26 protein-coding genes are annotated in these 26,670 nt (G+C 74.5%); 10 read left to right on the plus strand and 16 right to left on the minus strand.

Features of this window, described 5'->3' with window-relative positions; translation table 11 throughout:
• Positions 1-62 precede the first annotated feature (62 nt).
• The 6 genes from KJS59_RS09825 to KJS59_RS09850 all read left to right on the plus strand — a co-directional run bounded on the left by KJS59_RS09825 (position 63) and on the right by KJS59_RS09850 (position 5,270).
• Positions 63-1,196, plus strand: coding sequence for a threonine aldolase family protein (locus KJS59_RS09825; protein WP_213452283.1), 1,134 nt, complete (start codon positions 63-65; stop codon positions 1,194-1,196).
• Between the two features lie 198 nt (positions 1,197-1,394).
• Complete coding sequence (locus KJS59_RS09830) at positions 1,395-2,495, plus strand: LLM class flavin-dependent oxidoreductase (RefSeq protein WP_213452285.1); 1,101 nt, start codon at positions 1,395-1,397, stop codon at positions 2,493-2,495.
• Positions 2,492-3,106, plus strand: a complete 615-nt coding sequence (locus KJS59_RS09835; protein ID WP_213452287.1) for an FMN reductase — start codon at positions 2,492-2,494, stop codon at positions 3,104-3,106. The genes KJS59_RS09830 and KJS59_RS09835 overlap by 4 nt, the downstream gene beginning before the upstream one ends.
• A gap of 223 nt (positions 3,107-3,329) precedes the next feature.
• Positions 3,330-3,719: a YchJ family protein gene (locus KJS59_RS09840; protein WP_213452289.1), complete on the plus strand. Its 390-nt coding sequence runs from the start codon at positions 3,330-3,332 to the stop codon at positions 3,717-3,719.
• Between the two features lie 7 nt (positions 3,720-3,726).
• Positions 3,727-4,683 carry a DNA polymerase domain-containing protein gene (locus tag KJS59_RS09845; RefSeq protein WP_213452291.1) on the plus strand — a complete coding sequence of 319 codons (957 nt, stop codon included), beginning with the start codon at positions 3,727-3,729 and terminating at the stop codon, positions 4,681-4,683.
• Positions 4,680-5,270 carry a hypothetical protein gene (locus tag KJS59_RS09850; RefSeq protein ID WP_213452293.1) on the plus strand — a complete coding sequence of 197 codons (591 nt, stop codon included), beginning with the start codon at positions 4,680-4,682 and terminating at the stop codon, positions 5,268-5,270. Before KJS59_RS09845 ends, KJS59_RS09850 begins: the two co-directional genes overlap by 4 nt.
• A gap of 17 nt (positions 5,271-5,287) precedes the next feature.
• On the opposite strand, the gene KJS59_RS09855 is transcribed toward KJS59_RS09850, so the two are convergent.
• The 9 genes from KJS59_RS09855 to KJS59_RS09895 all read right to left on the minus strand — a co-directional run bounded on the left by KJS59_RS09855 (position 5,288) and on the right by KJS59_RS09895 (position 12,183).
• Positions 5,288-5,557: a pentapeptide repeat-containing protein gene (locus tag KJS59_RS09855; protein ID WP_213452295.1), complete on the minus strand. Its 270-nt coding sequence runs from the start codon at positions 5,555-5,557 to the stop codon at positions 5,288-5,290.
• Between the two features lie 48 nt (positions 5,558-5,605).
• Positions 5,606-6,133: a pyridoxamine 5'-phosphate oxidase family protein gene (locus tag KJS59_RS09860; RefSeq protein WP_213452297.1), complete on the minus strand. Its 528-nt coding sequence runs from the start codon at positions 6,131-6,133 to the stop codon at positions 5,606-5,608.
• 25 nt (positions 6,134-6,158) lie between these two features.
• The gene (locus KJS59_RS09865; protein ID WP_213452299.1) at positions 6,159-7,226 is read right to left on the minus strand and encodes an ATP-dependent DNA ligase; all 1,068 of its coding nucleotides are present in this window, start codon (positions 7,224-7,226) and stop codon (positions 6,159-6,161) included.
• 72 nt (positions 7,227-7,298) lie between these two features.
• On the minus strand, positions 7,299-8,735 hold the full coding sequence (locus KJS59_RS09870) for an endo-1,4-beta-xylanase (protein WP_213452301.1): 1,437 nt from the start codon (positions 8,733-8,735) through the stop codon (positions 7,299-7,301).
• 220 nt (positions 8,736-8,955) lie between these two features.
• Positions 8,956-9,492 (minus strand): DUF817 family protein, encoded by a 537-nt coding sequence (locus KJS59_RS09875; protein WP_213452465.1) that lies wholly within the window; start codon positions 9,490-9,492, stop codon positions 8,956-8,958.
• Between the two features lie 9 nt (positions 9,493-9,501).
• Complete coding sequence (locus tag KJS59_RS09880; RefSeq protein ID WP_213452303.1) at positions 9,502-10,302, minus strand: energy-coupling factor ABC transporter ATP-binding protein; 801 nt, start codon at positions 10,300-10,302, stop codon at positions 9,502-9,504.
• On the minus strand, positions 10,299-11,060 hold the full coding sequence (gene cbiQ / locus KJS59_RS09885; RefSeq protein ID WP_213452305.1) for a cobalt ECF transporter T component CbiQ: 762 nt from the start codon (positions 11,058-11,060) through the stop codon (positions 10,299-10,301). Before cbiQ ends, KJS59_RS09880 begins: the two co-directional genes overlap by 4 nt.
• Positions 11,060-11,464: a PDGLE domain-containing protein gene (locus tag KJS59_RS09890; RefSeq protein WP_213452307.1), complete on the minus strand. Its 405-nt coding sequence runs from the start codon at positions 11,462-11,464 to the stop codon at positions 11,060-11,062. The genes cbiQ and KJS59_RS09890 overlap by 1 nt, the downstream gene beginning before the upstream one ends.
• A complete protein-coding gene (locus KJS59_RS09895) occupies positions 11,461-12,183 on the minus strand; it encodes an energy-coupling factor ABC transporter permease (RefSeq protein WP_213452309.1) in 723 nt (240 codons plus the stop codon). Before KJS59_RS09895 ends, KJS59_RS09890 begins: the two co-directional genes overlap by 4 nt.
• Positions 12,184-12,572: 389 nt before the next feature.
• Here KJS59_RS09895 and KJS59_RS09900 point away from each other — a divergent pair, with 389 nt between their 5' ends.
• The 4 genes from KJS59_RS09900 (at position 12,573) to KJS59_RS09915 (ending at position 17,962) form a co-directional block, all read left to right on the plus strand.
• Positions 12,573-13,385 carry a DivIVA domain-containing protein gene (locus KJS59_RS09900; RefSeq protein ID WP_249714017.1) on the plus strand — a complete coding sequence of 271 codons (813 nt, stop codon included), beginning with the start codon at positions 12,573-12,575 and terminating at the stop codon, positions 13,383-13,385.
• Positions 13,386-13,522: 137 nt separating this feature from the next.
• Positions 13,523-16,291 (plus strand): wax ester/triacylglycerol synthase domain-containing protein, encoded by a 2,769-nt coding sequence (locus tag KJS59_RS09905; protein ID WP_213452310.1) that lies wholly within the window; start codon positions 13,523-13,525, stop codon positions 16,289-16,291.
• Positions 16,288-17,229, plus strand: coding sequence for a DMT family transporter (locus tag KJS59_RS09910; RefSeq protein WP_213452311.1), 942 nt, complete (start codon positions 16,288-16,290; stop codon positions 17,227-17,229). Before KJS59_RS09905 ends, KJS59_RS09910 begins: the two co-directional genes overlap by 4 nt.
• On the plus strand, positions 17,219-17,962 hold the full coding sequence (locus KJS59_RS09915; RefSeq protein WP_213452312.1) for an SDR family NAD(P)-dependent oxidoreductase: 744 nt from the start codon (positions 17,219-17,221) through the stop codon (positions 17,960-17,962). Before KJS59_RS09910 ends, KJS59_RS09915 begins: the two co-directional genes overlap by 11 nt.
• Before the next feature lie 37 nt (positions 17,963-17,999).
• On the opposite strand, the gene hpnH is transcribed toward KJS59_RS09915, so the two are convergent.
• From hpnH to hpnC, 7 genes are read right to left on the minus strand one after another with little or no spacing between them, the layout of a single operon-like run.
• Positions 18,000-19,007 carry an adenosyl-hopene transferase HpnH gene (hpnH, locus tag KJS59_RS09920; RefSeq protein ID WP_213452313.1) on the minus strand — a complete coding sequence of 336 codons (1,008 nt, stop codon included), beginning with the start codon at positions 19,005-19,007 and terminating at the stop codon, positions 18,000-18,002.
• A 16-nt stretch (positions 19,008-19,023) separates the two neighbouring features.
• The gene (ispH, locus tag KJS59_RS09925) at positions 19,024-20,547 is read right to left on the minus strand and encodes a 4-hydroxy-3-methylbut-2-enyl diphosphate reductase (protein WP_213452314.1); all 1,524 of its coding nucleotides are present in this window, start codon (positions 20,545-20,547) and stop codon (positions 19,024-19,026) included.
• Positions 20,544-22,463: a squalene--hopene cyclase gene (gene shc, locus KJS59_RS09930; protein ID WP_213452316.1), complete on the minus strand. Its 1,920-nt coding sequence runs from the start codon at positions 22,461-22,463 to the stop codon at positions 20,544-20,546. The genes ispH and shc overlap by 4 nt, the downstream gene beginning before the upstream one ends.
• Positions 22,463-23,461 (minus strand): polyprenyl synthetase family protein, encoded by a 999-nt coding sequence (locus KJS59_RS09935; RefSeq protein ID WP_213452318.1) that lies wholly within the window; start codon positions 23,459-23,461, stop codon positions 22,463-22,465. The genes shc and KJS59_RS09935 overlap by 1 nt, the downstream gene beginning before the upstream one ends.
• Positions 23,458-24,816: a hydroxysqualene dehydroxylase HpnE gene (gene hpnE / locus KJS59_RS09940; protein ID WP_213452320.1), complete on the minus strand. Its 1,359-nt coding sequence runs from the start codon at positions 24,814-24,816 to the stop codon at positions 23,458-23,460. Before hpnE ends, KJS59_RS09935 begins: the two co-directional genes overlap by 4 nt.
• Positions 24,813-25,679 carry a presqualene diphosphate synthase HpnD gene (gene hpnD / locus KJS59_RS09945; RefSeq protein ID WP_213452322.1) on the minus strand — a complete coding sequence of 289 codons (867 nt, stop codon included), beginning with the start codon at positions 25,677-25,679 and terminating at the stop codon, positions 24,813-24,815. The genes hpnE and hpnD overlap by 4 nt, the downstream gene beginning before the upstream one ends.
• Entirely contained in the window at positions 25,676-26,545 is an 870-nt protein-coding gene (hpnC, locus tag KJS59_RS09950) for a squalene synthase HpnC (protein WP_213452325.1), read from the minus strand. Before hpnC ends, hpnD begins: the two co-directional genes overlap by 4 nt.
• Positions 26,546-26,670 lie beyond the last annotated feature (125 nt).

A 26,670-nucleotide genomic window follows, 5' to 3' on the forward strand; every position in this document is an offset into this window, starting at 1 on the left:
GGCTCGCGGAGCAGCGGCGATAAGCGAGGGCGGGCAGCGGGCGGCGCCGGTAGATTCGGCGCATGAGCGACGACGAGCGGGAGCGCCGCCTCGCGGCGGTGCGGGCCTGCACGCGTGTGTTGTCCGGCGTCCGGCCGGAGACGATGCGGGAGCGGCTGGCCGCCATCGCGGGCCGGTCCGAACTGGACGGCTGGCCGGACCGGTACGGGGACGGGCCGGTCGCGGCGCTCGAGGAGCGGGTGCGGGAGTTACTCGGTACCGCGTCCGCGACGTTCTTCCCGACCGGGACGATGGCCCAGCAGGTGGCCCTGCGGTACTGGACCCACGACGGCGAACCGGTGGTGGCGATGCACCCGCTGGGGCACCTGGAGGTGCACGAGCGGCACGCGTACGCGCGGCTGGGCGGCCTGGCGGCGGTGTGGCCGACGACGGCGCCGCGCCAGCCCACCGCCGCCGAGGTGGCCGGGCTGGGCGAGCCGTTCTCGGTGCTGCTGCTCGAACTGCCGCTGCGGGAGGCGGGCTTCGTGCTGCCCACCTGGGACGAACTGGTCGCCGTGGTGGGTGCCGCCCGGGAACGTGGCGCGTGGGTGCACGTTGACGGGGCGCGGCTGTGGGAGTCCACAAGCCACCTTGGGCAGCCGCTGCCCGAGGCCGCCGCGCTCGCGGACAGCGTCTATGTCTCGTTCTACAAGTCGCTCGGTGGGCTCTCGGGCGCCGTCCTCGCCGGCCCGGCGGAACTGGGCGGGTACGCGAAGGCGTGGCGGCACCGGTACGGCGGGCAGGTGTTCGAGCAGTGGCCGGCGGCGCTGAGCGCCCTGCACGGCCTGGCGGCGCACCTACCCCGGCTGCCGGAACTCGTGGCGCACGCGGCGGTGGTGGCCAAGGCGCTGGCCCAGGTACCCGGCGCGCGGGTGTTCCCGGAGCCGCCGCACACCCACCAGTTCCGGCTGTGGCTGCCCCATTCGGCCGGGGCGCTGAACGCGGCGGCGCTGGAGATGGCCGAGCAGGAGCGGGTTCTGTTCGTCGACCGCTGGTCGGAGACGGACGTGCCCGGCGTGGCGATGGCGGAGGTGACGGTCGCGGAGCCGGCGCTGGAGTGGACCGCGGCCGAGACGGTCGACGTGGCCGAGCGGTTCCTCGCCCGGGTGACCGCCGCGCCGCAGGGCCCGACAGGGGCAGCGCCGGACGCCACCTAATGCTGGCCCGGCTGGAGGACCGCAACGTCCTGAACACCCCCTCCCCCGCCCGCCACGGTCGGGCGGATGGAACCCGCGCCACGGGCACCACTACCACCGGGGCCCAGCGGACGGGCGGCGCCGGGGGAATTGTTGACGCGTCAACTATGTTGGGTGGGGTGTAGGAAGCTGAACCACGATCGGACGCGGAGCGCAACGATGCAGTTTGGGGTCTTTACCGTCGGCGACGTCACGCCGGACCCGACCACCGGCCGGGTGTCGACCGAGGCCGAGCGGATCAAGGCGATGGTGGCGATCGCGCTGAAGGCCGAGGAGGTCGGGCTCGACGTGTTCGCCACCGGCGAGCACCACAACCCGCCGTTCGTGCCCTCCTCCCCCACCACGATGCTCGGCTACATCGCGGCCCGCACCGAGCGCCTGCTGCTGTCCACGGCCACCACGCTGATCACCACGAACGACCCGGTGAAGATCGCCGAGGACTACGCGATGCTCCAGCATCTCGCGGGCGGCCGCGTCGACCTGATGATGGGGCGCGGCAACACCGGGCCGGTCTACCCCTGGTTCGGCCAGGACATCCGCAACGGTATCGCGCTGGCGGTCGAGAACTACGCGCTGCTGCACCGGCTGTGGCGCGAGGACGTGGTCGACTGGGAGGGCAAGTTCCGTACACCGCTCCAGTCGTTCACCTCGACGCCGCGCCCGCTGGACGGCGTGCCGCCGTTCGTCTGGCACGGCTCCATCCGCAGCCCCGAGATCGCCGAGCAGGCCGCCTACTACGGCGACGGCTTCTTCGCCAACCACATCTTCTGGCCCAAGCAGCACACCCAGCGCATGGTCGGCCTGTACCGGCAGCGCTTCGAGCACTACGGCCACGGCTCCGCCGACCAGGCCATCGTGGGCCTCGGCGGCCAGGTCTTCATGCGCCCCAACTCGCAGGACGCGGTCCGCGAGTTCCGGCCGTACTTCGACAACGCCCCGGTGTACGGGCACGGCCCGTCGCTGGAGGACTTCAGCCGGGAAACGCCGCTGACCGTGGGCAGCCCGCAGCAGGTCATCGACCGGACCCTGTCGTTCCGCCGGTACGTCGGCGACTACCAGCGCCAACTGTTCCTGATCGACCACGCCGGGCTGCCGCTGAAGACGGTCCTGGAGCAGCTGGACATCCTGGGCGAGCAGGTCGTGCCGGTCCTGCGCAAGGAGTTCGCGACCGGGCGGCCGGCACACGTCCCGGACGCGCCGACGCACGCCTCGCTGCGAACCGCCGCCCGCACGACCCCGGAGACGGAGGCGCGGCGATGAGCGAGCGGACCATCGCGGTGATCTCGGCGGGGATCGGCCAGCCCTCGTCCACCCGGCTGCTGGCCGACCAGCTCGCCGCCGCCACCCGCGCGGACCTCGAGCACCGCGGCGTCGCGGCCCGACCGCACCCGGTCGACCTGCGGGACCACGCCCACGACCTGGTGAACAACCTGCTCACCGGCTTCCCGCCGGCCGCGCTCCAGCCCACCGCCGACGCGGTCCGCGGCGCGGCCGGGCTGATCGCCGTCACGCCGGTCTTCAACGCCTCGTACAGCGGCCTGTTCAAGCTGTTCTTCGACGTGCTGGACGACGCGGCGCTGGTGGACAAGCCGGTGCTGATCGCGGCGACCGGCGGCACCGCCCGGCACTCGCTGGCGCTGGAGCACGCGCTGCGCCCGCTGTTCGCCCACCTGCGCGCCGTGGTCGTGCCAACGTCCGTGTTCGCCGCACCGGAGGACTGGGCGGGGGCCACCGCCACCGGGCCGCTGAACGCCCGCATCGGCCGCGCGGGCCGCGAACTCGCCGACCAGATCGCCCGCCGCGAACCGGCCGCCCCGGCCGACCCGTTCGCCCTCACGACGAGCTTCGAGGAACTGCTCGCCGGCGAGTGACGCGCGGCCCGCCGGACCGTTGGGCTAGGTTGCCCGGGTGGCGCGGCAGAGACTGGGACCCGACTTCGGCCGGCTCTGGACCGCCGCCACGATCAGCGAGGCCGTGGCGGTCCGTGCAGCCGCCGGCACACTCCCCGCACGCTCCTGAGGCGGCCCCGCCGATCCCCGTTCGTACGGCGGGCTGACGCCACGCGGCGGCGGGGGCGCGTACCACAATGGGGGCATGCTCACCGGATGCCCCTGCGGCAGCGGCCACGGGTACGACGAGTGCTGCGGCGCCCTCCACGGGGGCGCCGCGGCCGCCACCGCCGAACTGCTGATGCGCTCGCGGTTCAGCGCGTTCGCCGTCGGCGACGCGGAGTACCTGCGCCGGACGTGGCACCCCACCACCCGGCCGCGTCGCCTCGATCCGGACCCGGGAGTGCGCTGGACCCGCCTCGAGGTGCTCGCCACCGAGGGCGGCGGCCTGTTCGACCGGACGGGCGTCGTCGAGTTCCGGGCCCACTACCGCGAGAACGGTCGCGCCGACGCGCTGCGGGAGCGCAGCACGTTCGTCCGCGAAAACGGCGCCTGGACCTACGTCGGCCCCGAGCGGGCGGCGGACGGGGCATGATGCGCAGATGAGCGAATCCCGGGCCGGTGTGCCGCTGAGCAACCTGGACCAGCCGCTGTTCGACGGCGCGGGCGCCACCAAGCGGGAGCTGGTGGAGTACCTGGACGCGGTCCGCGACCACCTCCTCCCCCACCTGCGGGACCGGCCGCTGTCGGTGATCCGGGTGCTGCGCGGCCAGCAGCCGTTCATGCAGAAGAACCTGCCGAAGTACACGCCGGAGTGGGTGCCGTCGGTCCGCCACTGGGCCGAGTCGTCGCACCGGGAGATCTCGTACGCGCTCTGCGACGACCGCCGGACGCTGCTCTGGTTCGCCAACCAGCGGGCGGTGGAGTACCACCCGACGCTCATGCGGGCCGGCGACCCGGCCCACCCCACCCACCTGGTCCTCGACCTGGACCCGCCGGAGGGCGACTCGTTCGCGCTGGCGGTGCGGGCGGCCGGGCTGATCCGCCGGGTGCTGGATGACGCCGGGCTGGCCGGCGTGGTCAAGACCAGCGGCGCCAAGGGCGTGCACATCTTCGTGCCGGTGGGCGGCGTGGACGCGGAGGCGGCGGCCGCCGCCACCCGGGCGATCGCCGCCCGGGCCGAGCGCCTCGACCCGGACCTCGCCACGACGGCGTTCATCCGTGAGGACCGGGGCGGCAAGGTCTTCCTGGACTCCACCCGAGCCGGCGGGGCGACTGTGGTGGCCGCCTACAGTCCCCGGTTGCGGCCCGGCACGCCGGTCTCCTTCCCGGTGCCCTGGGCGGACCTCGACCGGGTGGCCCCCGGCGACTTCACCGTCCACACGGCACCGGCGCGGCTGGCCGCGGGCGACGCGTGGGCCGACTACCCGGCGCCGCAGCGGCTCCCGGCCGACCTCGTCGAGGAGGGGCGTGGCATCCCGGTCGCCCGGGTGCAGGCGATGCACGAGGGGAAGCGCCGCGCCCGCGCCCGCCGGGCCGCCGATGCGAGCGAGGCATGACCCCCGGCGTGCCATCGGTCAGCGACTATCTGGCTCGGATGGTGGTGGAGGTCCGCTCACCCGATCAGCAGATCACCGCGCGGGTGACCAACTACACGCAGGTCGACGTGTCGTTCCGCCCCGAAGCCTACGACCGCTACCGGGAGGACGACCTCGCCCACCAGCTCGCCCGGTTGGGCGGCACCGCCTGGGTGGCGTACCACCGCGGCCGTTCCGAGGCGTACCGCCGGTCGCAGAACCTCACGGCCGAGGAGCTGAGGGCCGCCGAGCGTCCGCCGACGGACCCCAAGCAGCGGGCGTACGAGGAGGAGCTGAACGCGGTCGAGGGCGTCGGGCGCTCCCCGGACGGCGCCGTCCGGATCGACGCCCGCGGCATGACACAGTGGACGGTGCGGATCGCCCCGGGCACCATCCGCCGGCTGGCCGAGCGCGCCTTCCTGGCCGGGCTACACGCCGCCGTCGAGGGGCTGTTCGCCGACCGGCAAATGAAGATCATCCTGCTCAAGTCCCGCTACTTCGACCTGGGCCTGCCGCAGCGGTGGCTGGACATCATGGCCAGGCTGGACGCCGCCAACCGCCGTCGCTGACCGCCCGCCGGCCCCGCTCAGAGCGGGCGGACGACCAGCCCGAGGGCGCCCGCGATAATGACGGCCTGCGCGGGGTCGATGGTGGCACCCCGCAATTGCGCGGCCCGCGGGTCCAGCGCCGTCAGGTCGGAGCCGCGCAGGTCCGCGTCGGTCAGGTCGGCGAGGTCCAGGTCCAGGAACGCCACATTGGCCAGGTCGGCGCCGGACAGGTCGCGGTCGCCCCAGTCGCCCTGCCGGATCTCCGTGTGGATGGCCGGCGTCACCGCGCCGGAATGCCGTTCCGCCATCCGATCACCCTGCCACACGCAGCGGTCACCGGGTGCGGTGTGGCGCGGCTATTCGAGGCTGATGCCCCGATCGGTGCGAAGCTCGGCCTGGTTCGCCGCGTACCCCACCATCCACCGCGGACGGTAGCGGTACATCCGGACGTCCTCGCCCCAGGACAGCGGCGAACTGCCGTAGTGCGCCGTCCAGTGCCCGATCGTCTCGGCCCAGTCCGGGTCGGACGGCGCCATCTCCGCCACCCGGCCATGGCTGAACACCGCGAGCCGCTCGCCGTCGACGTGGGCGACGCTGACCGCCGGGCGGGCCCTCATGTGCCGCGCCTTCGCGGCGGCGCCGCTCGTCCCGAACGACCAGGTGCCGTGCAGGAAATGACCGTCCACCGCGCTGATCCGCGGCTCGCCGCCGGCGGTGACCGTCGCCAGGCTGAGCACCTTCATCCCGGTCAGCAACGCGACGAGATCCCGCGCGGTCAGCACGCCCTCGCCCGTCACGATGTCGCGCAGGTGCGCCGTCGCGGCACCGTGCGAGGCGTCCAGCAGCCGTTGCAGGTCCGCGACCTCCTGTGGTGTCTCGTACATCGCCCCACCGTACTGCCGGGCGCCGTCAGGCCGGCGGGCGCAGGCCGGGGACGATGTCGTTCAGGTCGACCGAAACCGGGCGGTCGAGCTGCGCGAACGTGCACGAGCGTGGGGTCCGGTCGGGGCGCCAGCGGACGAACTGGGCGGTGTGCCGGAAGCGGTTGCCCTCCATGTGGTCGTAGCGGACCTCGACCACCCGCTCCGGGCGCAGCGGCACGAACGAGAGATCCTTACCCGCGTTCCAGCGCGAGCCGTACTCCCGCTGGCCGGTGGGCGCCACCTGCCCCGCCCAGCTCCACGGGTGCCGGTCGAACGTGGTGACCAGCGGCTGAAGGTCGGCGAACAGGGCGGCGCGCTGGGCCATCGGGAACGCGCCGATCACCCCGACCGAGGCGAGCGACCCGTCCTCGGCGTACAGGCCGAGCAGCAGCGAGCCGACCCGGTCCGGCCCGCTCTTGTGCGTCCGGTAGCCGGCCACCACGCAGTCCGCGGTGCGCACGTGTTTGACCTTGAACATGACCCGCCGGTCCGGCTCGTACAAGCCGTCCAGCGGCTTGGCGATCACGCCGTCCAGGCCGGCGCCCTCGAAGATCTCGAACCAGCGCAGCGCCAGCGCCCGGTCCGTGGTCGCCGGCGTCACGTGCACCGGGGGACGCGCGTCCCGCAGTGCCCGCTCCAGACGTTCGCGGCGGTACGCGAACGGCCGCCCGGTCAGGTTCTCGTCCCCGATCGCGAGCAGGTCGAACGCGATGAACGCGGCGGGCGTCCGCCCGGCCAGCAGGGCGACCCGGGACGCGGCCGGGTGCAGGCGCAACTGGAGCGCCTCGAAGTCCAGCCCGTGCGGGGTGGGCAGGACGATCTCGCCGTCCACCACGCACCGCACCGGCAACTCGGACCGCAACGCCGCGACCAGTTCCGGGAAGTACCGGGTCATCGGCCGCTCGTTCCGGCTGCCGATCTCCACCTCGTCGCCGTCCCGGAAGACGATCGAGCGGAACCCGTCCCACTTCGGCTCGTAGCAGCCGGCGGCCGGGAGGTCCGGCACCGGCCTGGCGAGCATCGGCTGCACCGGCGGCATGATCGGTAACTGCACACCGCCAGTGTGCTCGCAAAAGACGTGACCCGGTGCGGGCGGCGCACCGCCCGCACCGGGTACCGGGTCAGGTCAGCGGGCGGAGCAGGTCGGCGTCATGGTGCTCGCGTTGCCGTCGGCCTGGAAGCCGAACTCCGTGGACTGCCCGGCCGCGATCTGGCCGTTGTAGCTGACGTTGGAGAACTGGACCGAGCCGCTGGTGGCGCTCTGGCTGGCGTTCCACACGTTCACGATCCTGGCGCCGCTCGGGAGCGTCATGCCCACGGACCAGCCGTTCACCGAGCTGGAGCCGGCCGTCACCCGGACCGTCGCCACGAAGCCACCGGTCCACGTCTGCAACGACACCGAGGCGGAGCAGCCGCCCTGGCCCGGCGGGTTGGTCGGCGGGTTCGTGGGCGGGTTCGTGGGCGGGTTGGTCGGCGGGTTCGTCGGCGGGTTGGTGGTGGGCGGGTTGTTCGTCGGCGGCGTGGTCGGGCTGCCACCGTTGAGCGTGTTCAGCACCGCCGTGTACGCCGGCTTCTTGTTGCCGCTGGAGTCGAACAGCAGCGGGGTGCCGCCGGACCGCCACGAGTCCGAGTCCCGGATGCCCCAGACGGTGATGCCGGTGCAGCGCGACACGTTCATGCACGCCTGCACGACCCGCTGGTAGTTGTCGGCCTGCGCGGTGCCCGAACCCTCGATGTCCGTCTCGGTGAACTGCACGTCCACGCCCAGGTTGGCAAAGCGCTGCAGGTTGGCCTGGATGTCGCTGGTCACTGGCGAGTTGCTGTTGAAGTGGCCCTGGAAGCCGACGCAGTCGATCGGCACGCCCCGGGACTTGAAGTCCTGCACCATCGCGTACACCGCGTTGGACTTCGCGTTCTGCCCGTCGGTGTTGTAGTCGTTGTAGCAGAGCTTGGCGGCCGGGTCGGCGGCGCGCGCGGTACGGAACGCCACCTCGATCCAGTCGTTGCCGGTACGCTGCAGGTTCGAGTCCCGCCGGGCGCCGGAGCCGCCGTCCTGGAACGCCTCGTTCACCACGTCCCAGGCGTAGATCTTGCCCTTGTAGTGCGCCATCACGCCGTTGATGTGGTTGATCATGGCGTTGCGCAGCGCGGTCCCGGACATGTTCTGCATCCAGCCGGGCTGCTGGCTGTGCCAGGCCAGGGTGTGCCCGCGCATCCGGGCGCCGTTGGCGGTGCACCGGCTGACGATCGCGTCGGCGTTGCCGAAGCTGAACTGATTCTGGTTCGGCTCGGTCGCGTCGATCTTCATCTCGTTCTCGGGCGTACACATGTTGAACTCGCGCTGGAGAATCCCCGCGTACGTGGAGTCGCTGAGCTTGTTCGCCGCGACCGCCGTCCCGAAGTAGCGGCCCTTCTCCGCCGCCGACGCCCCGAGCGTCGTACCGGCGCTCGCCGAGGTCGCCATGGTCACCGCCGCGCCAGCGGCGAGCAGCCCGGCGGCCGCGAACACCAACGCGGCCCGCGGGCCGCCGCGCAGCCGCGGAGCCCTGGATTGCTCAGTCATGCTTCTGCCTCTCAGATAGTGACGGAACTCGGCACCGCTCATCGCCCCCAGCCGTGGGCAGACACGTGGTTCGACCATCGGGCGGCGCGTCGGGGCTTTGACGGATCTCGATGCCAGCATGTTAACGGCAACATTCCGGAAACATCAATCCCTCGGTCCGCGTCGATCCCCGGCGCTCCCCGCGGCCTCCTACCGCACCCGGCGATCTCCGAGCGCCGAATCACACACCGCCACGTACCGTAACTTTTCCGAAACTTTCGGGACGGGGTGGTCGAGTGTCCGGCGACGGCGCCGCCGCTGGCACCCCCTCGCCCACCGCCGGGCGGGGAGCGAGCGGCAAGGGCGGGTCGAAGTCGGAGCCGACCTCGCCGCGCCGGCGGTGGTCCAGCCGCTTCAGGGACGCAACCAGCACGAAGCTGACACTGACCAGCAGCGCCCTGGACCCGAACTTCGACACGTGCACCACCCGCCAGATGTCCCCCTGGTTCGGGTATCGCCACGCGTGAAGGAACGTGGCCGCGTTCTCGGCCAACCAGAGAAACGCGCCGATGACCAGCACCTCACGGCCCGTCTCGACGCGGGCGGCCCACAGCCCGAGGGTGAGCGGCACACAGCCGATCAACAGCGCGTCGTACCGCGGGACCGGCAGGGGCACGACCCGGGCCACCGCGAGCATCACGAACACCGCCGCGGCGAACAGGCAGCTCAGCGCCTCCTGCGCCGCGAAGCGCAGCAGTTGCCCTACCCGCCACCGGATCCGGCCACGTTAACCAACGACCGCTTCCCCCGCCGGACCGGTGACCCGCGCTAGCCGCTGGGCGGCGAACGCGGGGTCGAAGCCGAACGGGAGTTCCAGCCGGTGCGCGGCTAGCAGGTCGGCGTCGGCCAGCAGGTCGATGGTGCGGCCGTCGGCGACGACGCGGCCGGTGTCCAGGATGACCGAGCGCGGGCACAGTTCCAGCGCGTACGGCAGGTCGTGGGTGACCATGAGCACCGTCACCGGCAGGGACCGGAGGATCTGCGCCAGTTCCCGGCGACTCGCCGGGTCCAGGTTGGACGAGGGCTCGTCGAGGACGAGGATGTCCGGGCGCATGGCCAGGACGGTGGCGACGGCGACCCGGCGGCGCTGGCCGAAGGAGAGGTGGTGGGGCACCTGGTCGCGGTGGGCGGTCATGTCCACGGCGGCGAGGGCCTCGTCGACCCGGGCGCGTAGCTCGTCGCCCCGGATGCCGAGGTTGGCCGGGCCGAAGGCGACGTCCTCGGCGACGGTGGGCATGAACAACTGGTCGTCCGGGTCCTGGAAGACGATGCCGACGCGGCGGCGGATCTCGGCCAGGCCGGCCCGGTCGGCGGGGTAGACCCGGACGCCGCCGACCTCGACGGTGCCGGCACCGCCGTGCAGGATGCCGTTCAGGTGCAGCACAAGGGTGGTCTTGCCGGCACCGTTGGGGCCGAGCAGGGCGGCCCGCTCCCCCGGCTCCAGCCGCAGGTCGACGCCGTTGAGGGCGGCGCTGCCGTCCGGGTAGGCGAAGTGCAGGCCGGTGACGTTGAGGGAGGGCGCGGTCATCGCAGCACCGCCGCGACGGCGATGCCGGCGGCCGCGGCGGGCAGCAGCGCCGAGGCGGCCCACTGCGTGGCGGACGCGTCGGCGCCCTCGGGGCGGGGCAGCCGCCCGGTGTAGCCGCGCGCCACCATCGCCAGGTAGACCCGTTCGCCCCGCTCGAACGCCCGCAGGAACAGCGCGCCGACGCTGACCGCGAACGCCTTCACCTGCCACAGGAACCGGGGGTCGTACCCGCGGGAGAGCCGGGCGATCCGCATGCGGCGGGCGTCGTCCGCGAGAATGTCCATGTACCGCAGCATGAACGTGGCGATCTGGGTGAACACCCGGGGGCAGCGCAGCCGGTCGAGCCCGAGGATGAGGTCCCGCATCGTGGTGGTGGCGGCCAGCAGCAGCGAGGCGACCACGCCGAGGGTGCCCTTGGCGAAGATGTTCCAGGCGCCGTAGAGGCCGTCGACGGACAGCGACATGCCCAGCCAGGTGACCCGCTCGCCGTGCCCGGCGAACGGCAGCGCGACGGCGAGCAGCACGAACGGAAGCTCGATGGTGGCCCGCTTGGCCAGCCACGGCAGCGGTACCCGGGCCGCCGCGGCCACGGCGGCCAGCAGCGCGGCGTACCCGGCGAAGGCGGCGAACTCCGCCCGCGGGGTGATGACCACGACGACGGTGAACAGCAGCACCGCGACGATCTTCACCTCGGCGGGCAGCCGGTGCACGGCGCTGTCCCGGGCCAGGTGCAGCGGGTGGGCGTGGCCGCCGGCCACTAGCGCTCCCCGGCGTCCGCCGGTGCTCCGCCCGCGGCCACGCCGCCGCGGGGTGTGGTGCCCACCGCCGGACCGCGCCGGCGGACGACCCAGAACAGCCCGGCGCCCAGCCCGAACGTGATGAGCACGCCGGCGACGCCGGACAGCCCGGTCGCCAGGTACGGGTTGTCGATGCCCTTGATGCCGTAGTCGGCGAGCGGACTGTCGGCCATCTGGTGTTCGCCCTCGCGCTGGGCCATGCACGTGCCGCCGGTGATGGTGCCCTCGGCGTCGACGGTGCAGCCCTTGAGCGCCGTGGCGTCCAGGCCGTCCGGGCTGGACGAGGCGAGGGCGCTCACCACACCGGCCAGCACCAGCGCGACGAGCAGCCCGCCGGCCAGGAACCACCCGAGCCGCCGGCTCATGCCGCACCTCCCGCCACCGTCGCCGGGGTCGGCGCCGCCGCGGGCCGCGGGACGGCCCGGAACCGGCGCAGGGCGTAGACCAGGTCCGGCCGGACCCGGCTGACCGTGGCCACCGTGGTACCGGCGATCAGGCCCTCGCCGATGCCGATGAGCACGTGCACCCCGGCCATCGTGAGCGAGATCGTCGGCAGCGACAGCCGCGTGGTGCCGCCCAGCCAATATTCGAGGACGAACCCCTGCGAGGAGATCACCACGCTGGCCACGGACGCCACGAACGCGGTGGCGGCCAGGCCGGTCGGCGTCCTGGGCAGCAGCCGCAGCAACCCGGCGACGAGCAGGTACCCGGCGGCGGTGCCGAGCAGCGCCATGTTCGTGATGTTCAGGCCGAGGGCGGTGAGGCCGCCGTCGGCGAACAGCAGGCACTGGATGACGAGCACGGTCGACACGCACAGCGCGCCCACCCACGGGCCGACGAGGATCGCCGCCAGCGTCCCGCCCAGCAGGTGGCCGGAGACGCCCGGCAGCACCTGGAAGTTGAGCATCTGCACGGCGAAGATGAACGCCGCGACCAGGCCGGCCATCGGCGCCAACCGGTCGTCGAGGTCGGCCCGGCCGCGCCAGACGCAGACCGCCAGCGCCAGCACGGCGAGGGCGGCGAACGCGCCCGAGACCGGGCCGTTCACGATCCCGTTGGCGATGTGCATCGCCTCTACGTTCATGACCCCTCCCCCTGGGCCTCGTACCGCGGCCCGGACATCGCGGCCAGCATATTGCGTCACTCTTGCTGTTGCAAAGAGCTTGCAACAAGCCCCCGACCAGGGGACGGGAGGGCGGGAGGCCGTTCACGCCTCCTGCGCCGAGGGCGGACGGCCGGCCACGACCCCGGGCGACTCCGCCGGTGCGGCAGCCGAGCGCCTCGGAGATGACGATGCCCGCGAAGTAGTGGTCGATGCCGCGCACCCTCCAGATGAACCAGACAATCAGGACACTCCGCCCCACCGGACGTGCCGGTTTCGTCGCGGCTTCCCGCGCTCGCATTTACGCAGTTCAGCTTGGTAACATGCGCCGACCCGAAGCACCGACGCCAGGCAGCTACGGAGGTTGCTCCGTGACCGACAATCGGATCAAGGATCGCGTCAAGATTATGTTGAACGGAGCCACTTCGGAGCTTGCGGCCACCGAGCCGCCGCCCATGCACCCGCCGTCCCCGCAGGCGCCGCCCACCCCGCCGCCACCCATGCTCCCACCGGACCCGGGCCATCACCCGAACCACGCCCTCCAGGTGCTGACGCTGGCCCAGCGCACGGCCGACGAGCACATCAACCGCGCGCACCAGCACGCCGACAAGATCCGGGCGGACGCGCAGGCGGCCGCCGAGCAGATCGCCCGGGACGCCCAGGCGCACGCCCAGCGCGTGCGCGGCGAGGCGGACTCGGTCCTCGGTGAGGCCCGGGCGACCGCCGAGCGGGCCGCACGGGACGCGCAGGCGCGGGTGGAGGAGGCGCGGCGCAGCGCCGAGCAGATCGTGGCGGACGCGCGGACGCAGGCCGAGGCGGTAGCGGCCACCGCGGCGGACAACGCCGAGGAACTGCGGCAGCACGCCCAGCGGCGCTACGACGACGTGGTCGGCGGGCTGAGCACCAAGCGGGAGGCGCTCCAGCAGCAGATCGAGGCCCTGGAGCGGTTCGACCGCGAGTACCGGGCCCGGCTGAGCGGCTTCATGCAGGCCCAGTTGCGCGCCCTGTGGGTCGATCAGCCGCAGGTGGCCGGTGAGCCGGACGAATCGGAGCTGCCCCCCGCGCCGGCCGTGCCGCTCCAACGGCACCGGCTCGTGCCGGTCGAGGAGCTCATGGACGAGCACCTCGACGAGCTCGACGACGAGCCCGTGGATGAGCCGGTGGAGGAGCGGGTCGGCGCCTGACCGGCGCGATCGGCGCGGGCGCCCGCGCTCCCCCACGGGTCCTACCGTGGCGGGGCGCGGGCGCCCATTGCGTACCTCATTTCCGCGACCGTCGTTCTTTGGCGGTTTCCCCAGCCGGTACCGGGTAACGGCGACCCATGACCGCACGCCTGACCGTTGTGAAGCCGGAACCCGCCCGGGTGGCCACGGGGCCACCGCCGGCGCGCCGGGTGCTGGTGGTCTCGGCCGAGATCGGCGGGGGGCACGACGCGACCGGCCGGGCGCTGGAGGAGCGGGTCGCGCGGCTGTGGCCGGGCAGCGCCATCCGTTGGGTGGACACGCTGGCGGCGATGGGGCCGGGGGTCGGGCGGGCCATCCGCCGCACCTACGTCACGAACGTCGACAGCGTCCCGTGGCTGTACGAGTTCTTCTACGCCTCGGTCTGGCGGCACCGGTGGTTCGGCTCCGCCGCCAAGCGGTTCGTCGGCGCGTGGGCGGGGCGGCGGCTGGCCGGTGTGGTCGAGGGCTTCGACCCCGACCTGATCCTGTCCACCTACCCCCTGGGCAGCGCCGGCCTGGCCTGGCTGCGGCGGCACCGGGGCCTGGCGGTGCCGGTCGGCGCGTGGATCTCGGACTTCGCGCCGCACCCCTTCTGGGTGTACCCGCAACTGGACCTCAACCTGGTCGTGCACGACACCGCCGCGCCGCTGGCCGCGGCGGCCGCCCCGGGCGCGGCCGTGGCGGTGTGCCCGCCGCCGGTGGTCGAGGCGTTCCACCCGGGCGACCCGGTGCCCGCGCGCCAGCGCCTGGGCCTGGACCCGCACCGGCCCGTGGTGCTGGTGGCCTGCGGGTCGCTCGGGTTCGGCGAGGTGGAGGAGGCGGTACGGGCGCTGGCCGGCGACGGGCCACCCGGCATCGCCGGCGACCCGGCGGCCGGCAGCCAGGTGGTGGTGGTCTGCGGGCGGAACGAGCGGCTGGCCGGGCGGCTGGCGGCGCTCGACCTGCCCCCGGACCGGCTGACCGTGCTGGGCTGGGCGGACACCATGCCGGACCTGTTGCGGGCCGCCGACGTGCTGGTCAACAACGCCGGCGGCGCGACCGCCCTGGAGGCGGTGGCCAGCGGCACGCCGGTGGTCATGTACCGACCGATCGCCGCGCACGGCGTGGCGAACGCGGCGCTGATGACCGTCTGTGGGCTGGCCGAGACCTGCCACACCCCCGCCGCGCTGGCCACCACCGTACGGGCGGTGCTGCGCCGCCGGCGCGTCGGGGCCGGACCACGCACCGCCGTCGAAAACGCGCCGGACCTGGGCCTGCGGGCGCTCAGCGACGCCCCGCCGCCGCCCGCCGCCAGGCCGGCGAACGCCTGGCCGCTGCGCGCGCCGGACGCGTTCTTCCTGCACGTCGAGTCACCGACGGTGGTCCAGCAGGTCGGTACCGTGCTGGACATCGGGCCCATTCCGGACCGGCGCCCCCTTCGCCGGGACGACGTGCTCGACGTGCTGCGGCGGCGGCTGCCCGCCATGGTGACGCTGCGCCGGCGGCCGGTGCGGACGGCCTCCTGGCGCCGGGCCGGCTGGGTCGTCGAGCGCCACGTGGACCCGGCCGCGCACGTGGACGAGCGGCCGGTACCCGGCGGCGGTGAGCCGGCCGCCGCCCGGCTCCTCGACGAGTTCTGGTCCCAGCCGATGCCCCTGGACGCGCCGCCGTGGCGGATGCTCCTGCTCACCGGGCTGCCCGGGGGCCGCACCCGGCTGGCGATCAAGATGCACCACAGCCTCGGCGACGGCATGGCGGTCCTCGCCACCATGCGGCGCATCCTGGACCCCCACCCCGGCGGCACGGCACAGGGTTCGATGACCCCGCGCCGGGAGACGGTGGCCGGCCGGATCCGCGGCGGGCTCCGGGCGGCGGTGCTGACCGGGCGAGGACTCGTCCGCCTGGCCTTCGCCGGGCCGGCCCCGCGCAGCGCGCTCAACCGCCCGCTGACCACCCCGGACCGCCGCCTCGTCACCGCGACGCTGCCCATGGCGAGCCTGAACCGGGCGGCCCGGGCGTGCGACGTGCGCGTCAGCGAACTGCTGTACGGGCTCGTGGCCGAGGCGCTGCGCGCCACCTACCCCGCCGCGCCGGTACCCGACCGGCTGCGGGCCACGGTCCCGGTCGCCCGCACGCCCCGGGAGCGCTGGCGCACGCACGGCAACTGGACCGGCGCCGTCGCGCTCGACCTGCCGCTGGGCCCGATGTCCACCCCGGCGCGGGCGGCCCTGATCCGCGACCGGCTGCGCCGGAGCCTCGACGCGGGCGAGCAGCATGCGGCGGGACTGGTGATGCGGGCGATCGGCACGCTGCCCGCGCCGGCGCACGCCTGGCTGGCCCGCCGCCTCTACACGAACCGGTTCACCAACGTGAACGTCTCCTACGTCATCGGCACCCGGAAGGCGCTGACGCTGGCCGGGGCGCCGGTCGTGGGCGCCGTCCCGGTCATCGCCCTGGCCGAGGGCGTACCCGTCGGGATCGGCGCCATGCGCTGGGAGGACACCATCGGGGTGGGCGTGCTGCTGGACTCCTCGCTGGCCGGGTTCGGCGAGGCGTTCACCGTGGCCCTGCACGCCGCCCTCGACGGGATCGCCGGTGAACCCCCGGCTCCCGCCGCCGCGGCCATGGGCGAGCCCTCGGATCGCGTTGCCGCCGTCATTGACGAACCCCCAGACCGCGTTGCCGCCGTCATGGGCGAGCCCTCGGACCGCGTTGCGGCGGTCATGCGCGAGCGCCCGGATCACGCCGCCGCAGTCGTAGGCGAGGGCCCGGATCGCGCCGCCGCCGTCGTAGGCGAGGGCCCGGATCGCGCCGCCGGGATGATTGGCGAGGCTCCGGCTCATGCCGCGCCCACGGCGGCCGCCCAGGCCCGGGAGGCCGCCGGGTGAGCGCCCTGTCGGTCGTCGCGGGTGTGCCCCTCGCCGTGGCGTCCGCCGGCTGCTTCGGCTCCTCGGGCGTGCTCCAGTACCGGGCCACCCACCAGGTGCCGGACCGGCCGGCGGGCCAGCCCGCGCTGCTGACCGACCTGGTCCGCCTGCCGTCGTGGCGGTGGTCGATCGTGCTCGCCACCGCCGGGTTCGGGTTCCAGGTCGTGGCCCTGCGACTGGCACCGCTGAGCCTGATCCAGCCGCTGCTGGTGACCGGCGTGCTGTGGTACGTGCTGCTGTCGGCCCGGGTGTACCACCGCCCGCCCGACCGGATCATCGTCACGGGCACGGTGCTGTGCCTGGCCGGCCTCACCACGTTCCTGGTGGTGGCCGACCCGTCGGCGGGCATGCGCGGCCATCATCGCCCGGCCGCCGGCCTGGTCCTGTTCCTGGTGCTCGGCGGCATGATCGTGGCCTGCCTGGCCCTGTCCCGGGTGATGGGGCGCAAGTGGCGGTCCCTGCCGCTGTCGCTCGCCGCCGGGATCTGCTACGGCCTGACGGCCGGGTTCGTCCGCGACCTGTCCCCCCACCTCACGCAGGGGCCCCTCGCGATCGCCCGGCAGTGGCAGACGTACACGATCTGCGGGCTCGGGCCGCTCGGGGTGCTGCTCAACCAGAACTCGTACCAGGCGGGCTGGATCGGCGCACCGGCGCTGGCGGTCATCACCGTCGTCGACCCGCTGGTGTCCATCATTTTCGGCACGGTGTGGCTGGGCGAGAGCGTCCGGGGCGGCACCTGGCCGATCATCGGCGAGTCGCTGGGCCTGATCATCCTCGCCGGCGGGGTGCTGCTGCTGGCCCTGCGCGCGCCGCACGTGGCGGGCACCCCCGTCCCGGACGGGCACAACCACCCGGACCGGCCGGCGGACAAGTCGGAGGGCGCGACCCATGCGGGTTGACGGGGCGGTGGCGCTGGTGACCGGGGCGTCCTCCGGCATCGGACGCCGGCTCGCGACGCGGCTGGTCGACTCGGGGGCCCGGGTCTTCGCCCACGGCCGCGACCCGGCCGCCCTGGCCGAGGTGCCCGGCGCCACCCCGATCGCCATGGACCTGGCCGACCCGTCCGCCCCACGGGCGCTGGCCCGCCGGGTGCTCGACCTGGCCGGCCGGGTGGACCTGCTGGTCAACAACGCGGGCGCGGGTTGGGCCGGCCCGTTCGCGGACCTGCCCCCCGAGGACCTGGACCGGCTGCTCGCGGTCAACCTGCGCGCGCCCGCGCACCTGACCCGGGCGGTCCTGCCGGGCATGCTCGACCGCGGCCGGGGCCGGTTGCTGTTCGTCGGCTCGATCGCCGGGCGCCTCGGGGTGCGCGAGGAGGCCGTATACGCGGCGGCCAAGGCGGGCCTGGACGTGTTCGCGGAGAGCCTGCGCCTGGAACTGGCCGGCACCGGCGTCGGGGTGACGGTCGTGGTGCCGGGTGTGGTCGACACCCCGTTCTTCGAGCGGCGCGGCCTGCCGTACCGGCGCCGGCGGCCGCGACCGCTGCCGGTCGAGCGGGTCGCCGAGGCGGTGCTGGACGCGGTCGAGGCGGACCGGCCCGAGGTGTACCTGCCGGCGTGGCTGCGCCTGCCGGTGGCGGTGCGGGCGCTGGCACCCGGCGGCTACCGGCGGCTCACCCGCCGCTTCGGGTGACCGAGGCGGCGCGGGTGACCGAGGGGCGCCGCGGCGGTCACGCGCCGCCGCGCAGCGCCCGGATCGACTCCTTCAGCGACGACATGGTCGCCATGACGGCCGTGGGCTCGTAGCCACAGTGCGCCATGCAGTTGGCGCAGCGCGGGTCGCGGCCGCGCCCGTACTGATCCCAGTCCGTGCTCTCCAGCAGTTCCCGGTAGGAGGCCGCGTACCCGTCGCCCATCAGGTAGCAGGGCCGCTGCCAGCCGAGCAGGGAGTAGGACGGGATGGCCCAGGCGGTGCACGGAAAGTCCACCCGGCCCTCGAGGAAGTCGAGGAACATCGGCGAGTGGCTCAGCCGCCACCGGCGGCGCCGGCCGTTCGCGAACGCCTTGCGGAACAGTTCCCGGGTCTCCGCCACCCCGAGGAAGTGCTCCTGGTCCGGCGCCTTCTGGTACGCGTACGCCGGGGAGATCATCATTTCGTCGACCCGCAGGTCGTCGTTGAGGTAGTCGAGCACCTCGATGATGGTCTGCGGGGTGTCGGTGTTGAAGAACGTGGTGTTCGTGGTGACCCGGAAGCCGCGCCGCTGCGCCTCGCGCACCGCCGCCACCGCCTCGTCGAAGACGCCCGGCTTGCACACCGAGGCGTCGTGCCGGTCCCGCAACCCATCGATGTGGACGGTGAACGCGAAGTACGGCGACGGGCGGAACAGGTCCAGCTTCTTCGGCAGCAGCAGCGCGTTGGTGCACAGGAAGACGTACCGGCGCCGGGCGATCAGCTCGCCCACCATCCGGTCGATCTCGGGGTGCATGAGCGGCTCCCCGCCCGCGATCGAGACCATCGGCGCGCCGCACTCCTCGACCGCGGCGACCGCCTGCTCCACCGGCATGCGCTGGCGCAGCAACTGGGCCGGCTGCTGGATCTTGCCGCAGCCGGCGCACTTGAGGTTGCAGGCGAACAGCGGCTCCAGTTCCAGCAGCAGCGGGAACCGTTCCCGGTGCCGCAGCCGGTTGGCCATCAGGTACCGGCCGACCCGCAGCCGTTGACGCAGCGGAATCCCCATCGGCTTCGCCGCCCGGCTAGGCCGGGCGTACCTCCTTCGGCAGCGTGAAGTGGACGTCCTCGGTGGCGCGCACGCGCTCGTCGACCTCGCCCGCGCCCAGGCCGCGCAGCACGGCCACGGTCTGGTCGACCAGCCGGGGCGGCGCGGAGGCCCCGGCGGTCACCCCGACCGCGGTGGCGCCGGCCAGCCAGCGCGGGTCGATGGCGTCGGCGTCCTCGACCAGGTACGCCGGGGTGCCCGCGCGCTCCGCCACCTCCACCAGCCGGCGCGAGTTCGACGAGTTGCCCGAGCCGAGCACCAGCACGACGTCGGACTCCGCCGCGATCGCGCGCACGGCCCGCTGCCGGTTGGTGGTGGCGTAGCAGATGTCGTCGGAGCCCGGGCCGGCCAGCGCCGGGAAGCGCCGGCGCAGCACGGCCACGACCTCCTCCGCCTCGTCCACCGCGAGCGTGGTCTGCAGCAGGTACGACACCCGCTCCGGATCCTCCACGGTGACCCGCTCGGCCGCCGCCGCGTCCGGCACCAGGCGCACCCGGTCCGGCGCCTCGCCCTGGGTGCCCTCGGTCTCCTCGTGGCCCGGGTGCCCGACCAGCAGCACCGTGTCGCCGCGGCCGGCGAACCGGCGTGCCTCGCTGTGCACCTTCGTCACCAGCGGGCAGGTGCCGTCGATGACCGACAGTTGCCGGTCGGCCGCCTCGGCCCGGACGGCCGGGGCCACGCCGTGCGCGGAGAACACGGTGACGGCGCCGTTGGGCACCTCGTCCAGGTCGTCGACGAAGACCGCCCCCCGGTCCCGCAGGGCCGCCACGACGTGGGCGTTGTGGACGATCTGCTTGCGCACGTACACCGGCGCGCCGTACCGGTCGAGCGCCTGCTCCACGACCGTGATGGCCCGCTCCACGCCGGCGCAGAACGAGCGCGGCGAGGCGAGCAGGACCTGGCGCACCGTGGCCGCCGCGGACCACTCGGCCAGCCCGGCGGCGACCGGCGGAAGGGAGCGCAGGGCCCGGCGGATGTGCGCGAGCGTGATGGGGCGCAGCACGTGACCCGGCGCCGGATCGGCCACCACCCGCACGCACGCCGGTACCGCGCCGGGGCGGGCGGACAGCACCCAGGCGGATTCCAGGTCGGCGGCGAGGGCGCCGGTGGCCGCCAGCCGCTCCCGCTGCGCGCCGGACGCGAGCCGGTCGGTGCTGACCATCGGTCCAACATGGACGGTCAGCCCGCGCCGGCGCAGGGCGGCGGCGAGCAGCGGCGCGGCGGGTAGGTGGAGCGTCGCCGGGATCGCGCCCTCGGTCAGCGCGTCCGTGCGGACCTCGTCGGCGACCACCACGTCGCCGGGGCGCAGCTCCGGGTCCAGCCCGCCGCACATCCCCGCGACCGCCATCACCGGCGGCACGGTCCCGGCCCGGAACGCCTGCCGCGCCCGCCGGGCCCCCACGCCGGTCCGGTGAACGTGGCCGTCACCGTCGGGCAGCCCGGCCCGCAGCGCCCGCGTCTCCATCCGCATCGGCGCGTAGATCGCCCATCCAGCCGTCACGTCAACTCCCCCACCTCTCGGAGTACCCGCCCCAGGGCGCTGATCGGGAACACCTGCCGGTACAGGTGGTAGTTGATGGAGAAGTCGCCGGGGAAGCCGGTCCCGGTGTACTGCGGCTCATCCCAGCCGCCGTCGGGGCGTTGGGTGGTCACCAGCCAGTCCACCGCCCGCCGGACCGCCTCGGTATCGGACTGCCCGGCGGCGTGCAGGGCGAGCAGCCCCCACGCGGTCTGGGACGCGGTGGAGCCGCCGCGGCCGATCCAGGCGGGGTCGCGGTAGGAGCGGATGTCCTCGCCGAAGCCGCCGTCGTCGTTCTGGTGGCACAGCAGCCAGGCCACGGCCGCCGCGACCGCCGGGTGCGTCGGCGGCAGCCCGGCGGCGCGCAACGCGGGCAGCACCGCGCCGATCCCGTAGACGTGGTTGACGCCCCACCGGCCGAACCAGGACCCGTCCGGGCGCTGGTCGCGCAGCAGCCACGCCACGCCCCGCTCGACCGGGGTCGAGCCGGCGAGCCCCTCGACGCACAGCGCCTCCACGATGTGGGCGGTGACGTCCGCGCTGGGCGGGTCGATGACCTCACCGAAATCGCAGAACGGCAGATCGGCGAGTATCCGCCGGGTGTTGTCGGCGTCGAAGGCGCCCCAGCCGCCGTCGCGGGACTGCATGCCGCACAGCCACCGCACGCCCCGTCGCAGCGCGGCGCTGGCCGGGACCGCCGTGCGCCGCAGCGCCAGCATCACCTCGGCGGTGTCGTCGGTGTCCGGGTAGTTGACGTTGTCGAACTCGAACGCCCACCCGCCGGCCGGCAGCCCGGGGCGGCGCACCGCCCAGTCCCCGCGCACGGTGATCTCCTCGCGGAGCAGCCACCGCCCGGCCTGGCCCAGGGCGGGGTGGTCGGCCGGCAGCCCCGCGTCGGACAGGGCGGTGACCGCCAGGGCCGTATCCCACACCGGGGACTGGCACGCCTCCAGCCAGCGGGCCGGCCCCTCGGGCGTGTCGGTGTGGACGGTGAACCGCTCCAGCCCGGCCAGGCCGCGCCGCATCACGGGGTGGTCGAGCGGGCAGCCGAGCAGGTGCAGCGCGATGAGCGAGTACACCCACGGCGGCTGGATGCCGCCCCAGGAGCCGTCCGCCTCCTGCCGGGCCACGATCCAGGCGGCGGCGCGGCGCAGGGCGTGCTGGCGCAGCGGCGCGGGCACCAGGTGGTCGTACCCGGCGGCCAGCCGGTCCAGCCGGTGCAGCTTGCCCGCCGTCGTGCCCAGCGGCGGTGGCGGCGGGGGCGTGCGGTAGGTGCGCAGCTCGTCCAGCCGGAAGCCCAGCGGGCGCACCGGGCGCAGCGCGCGCACCACCGACAGCGGCACGACGGTCTGCCGCGCCCAGCACCCGAAGTCGTAGACGCTGAGCGGCGACCAGGTGGGCAGCAGGACCAGTTCCGGCGGGATCGCGGGCAGTCCCCGCCACGGCCACTGCCCGAACAGCGCCAGCCAGATGCGGGTGAACACCCGGCTGGACTCGATGCCGCCGGCGTCCAGGATCGCCTCCCGCGCGGCGCGCATGTGCCCCGCGTCGGGTGGGTCGCCGGCCAGCCGCAGCGCGGTGTACGCCTCGATGTTGGTGGACAGGTCCGACGGTCCATCATGGAACGTCGCCCAGCTGCCGTCGTCGCGCTGCTGGGAACGGATCCACCGGGCGGTGCGCTCGGTGTCGCCACCGGTGCGGATGCCGAGGAACTGGCGCAGCAGCAGATCCTCGGCGTCCATGGTGACGTTGGTCTCCAGGTCGCCCTTCCACCAGCCGGCCGGGTCCTGCCGGCCGAGCAGGTGCTGCACCGCCCGGTCCAGGGTGTGCCGGGCGGAACCCCAGTCCGGTCCGGTGGGCGCCGCGTCGCCGCGGTGGCCGGTGAGCAACTGGGTCATCAGTGGTCCCGCCCAACCACGCGGACGGCCAGATTGGCCAGTTCCCGACGGACGTCCTCGGGCAGCTCGAGCCGGTCCAGCCCGCTGATCGCCGAGCGGACCCGCCGCGACGCGTACTGGGTGGTCCACTCCCGGGCTCCGCTCAGCTCGATGAGCCGCGCCAGCTCGCCCTCGTCCGCGCCGGCCTTCTCCCGGTACCGCAGCGCGAACTCCCGGCCCGCCGGGGTGTCCGACGTCGCGGCACGCACCGTCGGTACCGTCCACTTGCGAGCGGCCAGGTCCGATCCGACCGGCTTGCCGGTCCGCTCCGGCTCGCCCCAGATGCCCAGCAGGTCGTCGACGAGCTGGAAGGCCAGGCCGATCTGCTCGCCGAACCGGGACAGCCCGGCGACCAGGTCGGCCGGCGCGCCGCAGATCAGCGCGCCCAGCGTGCAGGCGCAGGAGATCAGCGCGCCGGTCTTGTCCGCGGCCATCCGCAGGCACTCGTCCAACCCGACCGCCTCGCGCCCCTCGAACTCCAGGTCGGCGGCCTGGCCGGCGGTCAGCCGGGCGACCGCGGCGCCGAGCCGGCGGGTGGCGGCACCCCCGTTGGGCGCGTCGATGAGCACGTCGTACGCCAGGCTCTGCAACGCGTCCCCGGCCAGCAGCGCCGGACCCGGGCCGAACACCGCCCAGGCCGTGGGGCGGTGCCGGCGCTCGGTGTCCGCGTCGATGAGATCGTCGTGCAGCAGCGAGAACGTGTGCACCAACTCGACCGACACGGCGGCCGGCACCGCCAGGTCGAGCGGCGCGCCGGCGGCCCGCGCCGAGAGCAGCGCCAGCGCCGGGCGCAGCCCCTTGCCGCCGGCCTCGGCGGGCTCGCCGTCCGCGTCCCAGAAGCCGATCTGGTAACCGGCCACGAGGCGGTTGCGCTGGTCCAGCCGGTCCAGCAGCGCCCGCATGGCCGGCTGCACCCGGCTGCGGACCTGATCGGCGGTGTCGACGGTGCTGAGGGTCATCGCGGTGCCTCCGGAGGTCGGGGCCGGCCGGACAGGTGATGGGCGGCGACCTCCGCGGCCTGCTGGCCACTGCGCACGGCGCCTTCCATCGTGTCGGGCCAGCCGGTATCGGTCCACGCGCCGGCCAGAGCCAGGCCGGGCAGCGCGGTGCGCGGGCCGGGCCGCAGCGACCGGGATCCCGGCGCCGGGCGGAACGTGGCATGCGGTTCGCGGGTCACGAACGCGTCGAGCAGGCGGGTCGACCGGGCCGCCGGGAACAGGTCGGCCAGCGCCGCCGCCTGCTCCCGGACCAGCGCGGCCGCCGGCCGGGCCACCTGCGCGTCCGCGGCCGACAGCGACACGACCAGGTACTGGCCGCGCTCGCAGCCGGGCCCGGACCGGTCGAACACCCACTGGGTGGGCGACTCGACGGCGGCGGCGAACGGCAGGTCGGTGACCGGGCGGGAGTAGCGCAGGTGGACGTTGACGATCGGGGACGAGCCCAGCCCCGCCCACCGACCCGGGTCGGCCACCGCGCCCGGCGGGACGAGGTGGGCCGCGATCCGGTGCGGCACGGCGAGCACCACGCCACCGGCGCTGACGGCGGCGGTCCCGGTGTCGACGGTGAACCCGCCGGGGCCGGCGCTGATCCCCCGCGCCCGGGTCCGGGTCAGCACCCGCACGCCCATCCGCTCCAGCAGCGCGCGGGCCGCCCCGCCGTGCAGGTCCGCCAGCGGGACCGTGGGCCGGCCGATGTCGCCCGCGTCCGCCCGCTCCAGCAGCCCGGTCCGGAACACCCGGGCGGCCGAGGCCAGCGACGCCCGCTCCGAGGCGAGGTTCAGGGACGCGACCGCGATGAGGTCCCACAGGTACCGCACGGCGCGGGGCCCCTGGCCGTGCGACCGCAGCCACGCGCCGAAGGTCGTCGCGTCGTTGGCCCGCTCGTCCGGGTCGACGCGGCGCAGCGCGGCCGCCGCCCGCACCGCGGCCAGCCGCTCCCCGCCGCTGAGCAGCCGGTACCGGGTGAGCGCGCCGAGCAGGTGCAGTGGGGCCGGCAGGTCACCCCGGACGAGGGTGTGCGGCGGCCGGCCGGGCGACAGCACGGGCACCGCGAACCGGTCCTGGAGTTCCACGCTACCGGCCACACCGAGCCGGTCCAGCAGTTCCCGGTACCGGTGGTAGCAGCGCAGGAAGACGTGCTGACCGGTGTCGGCGACCAGGTCGCCGCGGCGGAGCGAACGGGCCGCCCCGCCGAACTCCGGCCGCGCCTCCAGCATGGTCACCCGGGCGCCCCGGTCGGCCAGGCGCACGGCCGCCGCGATCCCGGCCAGCCCGCCCCCGACCACGCACACGTCGGTACCCCCCGCGCGGCTCATGCGCCGGTCCCGGCCAGCGCCCGCACGGCCACCCATGCCTTCTCGCGGGTCGGCAGCGCCACCCGCTGCCGGGTCACCGCGAGCGGGTTCGCGCTGATGCGGGCGAGCAGGCGGTGGTAGATGCCGGCCATCGCCGCGGTGCAGGCGCCGCTGCGCCGGTCCAGCAGCGGCAGCAGGCGCAGCCCGTCCTCGTACCAGTCCTCGGCGCGCCGCGCCTGGTAGGTCAGCAGCGCCGTCAGCCGGTACGGCGGGTCGGTCAGCCGCCCGTCGCGCAACTCCAGCTCGCAGCCGAACCGGCGCAGGTCCGCGGCGGGCAGGTAGACCCGCTGCTGGGTGCGGTCCTCGACCACGTCGCGGAGGATGTTCGTCAACTGCAACGCCACGCCGAGGGTGTCGGCCAGCGGGCGGGCGGCGTCCGGGTCGGCGGCACCGAACACGCCCAGCGAGAGCCGGCCGATCGAGCCGGCGACGCTGCGGCAGTACCAGAGCAGGTCGTCGAAGCTGTCGTAGCCGCGCCCCCGCACGTCCGCCGCGCAGCCGTCGATCAGCTCGTCGAACGCCTCCAGCGGGATCGGCAGCCGCCGGGCGGCGTCGACCAGCGCGGCCAGCACGGGGTCGCCGGCGCCCCCGTCGCCGCCGGCGATCCCGTGCAGCCCGGCGCGCACGCCGTCGAGCAGGACGAGCTTGCGCTCGGCCGGCAGGTCGCCGTCGCCGATGTCGTCGATGCGCCGGGCCATCGCGTACACCGCGGACAGGGCGCGGCGCTTGACCGGCGGCAGCAGCCGGATGCCGTACGAGAAGTTGCGGGCCTGCTGGCGGGTGATCAGCTGGCACTGCCGGTAGGCGGCGTCCACATCGGTCATCCGGCGCTCCTGACCGTCGCGGCGACCCAGTGTGCGAGCACGAGCCGGGAGCTGCGCCCCGGCGGTTCGCGCAGCGAGTCGTGCCCGGTGCGGGCCAGCGCGGTCAGCGCCGCGCGCCCGCCGGCCAGGTAGCCGCTGACCGCCAGCCGGGCCCAGCCGCGCAGGGTGGCGACGAGCGGCGCCCCCGACGTCAGCCACGCCGCGGCCCGTTCGGCCTCGAACGCGACCAGGGCGCGCAGCGCCGGTCCGGCGCTACCGGCGTCCAGGTCCGCCTCCGTGACCCCGAACCGGTCCAGATCCTCGGCCGGCAGGTACACCCGGCCGCGACGGCGGTCCTCGCCCACGTCCTGGAGATGCTCGACCAGTTGCAGCCCGGTGCAGACACGGTCGGACAGCGCCACCTGCTCCGGCCGCGGCGTACCGAACACGTGCAGGACCAGCCGGCCCACCGGGTCCGCCGAGAAGGTGCAGTAGTCGACCAGCCGCTCGAACGTGTCGTACCGGGTCACCAACTGGTCGATCCGGTTGGCCTCGATCAGGCGCAGCAGCGGCGCCATCGGCAGGCCCCGCTCGACCACCGCGGGTCCCAGGCGCGCGACGGCCGCCAGGGTGACCGGGCGACCGGCGTACAGGTCGTGCACCTGCGCCTCGACCGCGTCGAGGGCCGCCAGCCGCTCGGCCCGGCCCACGCCGGGCACCGGCTCGTCGCCGAGGTCGTCCAGCATCCGCGCGTACCCGTAGACCGCGTGCAGATGCCGGCGCACGCGACCCGGCAGGACGCGCAGGGCCACCGGGAAGTTCTCCCCCGCCCGCACGCCGTCCGGATCGCGAAGCCCCGCCAAGGGCGCCGCCTCCAACAGGCTCATCACCTCCGCCTTCCACAGCGCACGTACTCTGTCGGCGCTGTTTCCGCGCGGCGGTTACCCGGGGTGAATCACCACAAACGCATGGCCGCGTGGGCGGGCGGTCCGGCGCCCCTCTCGCAACGCTG

Source organism: Rhizomonospora bruguierae (assembly GCF_018397995.1).
GTDB classification, from domain to species: Bacteria; Actinomycetota; Actinomycetes; order Mycobacteriales; family Micromonosporaceae; genus Rhizomonospora; species Rhizomonospora bruguierae.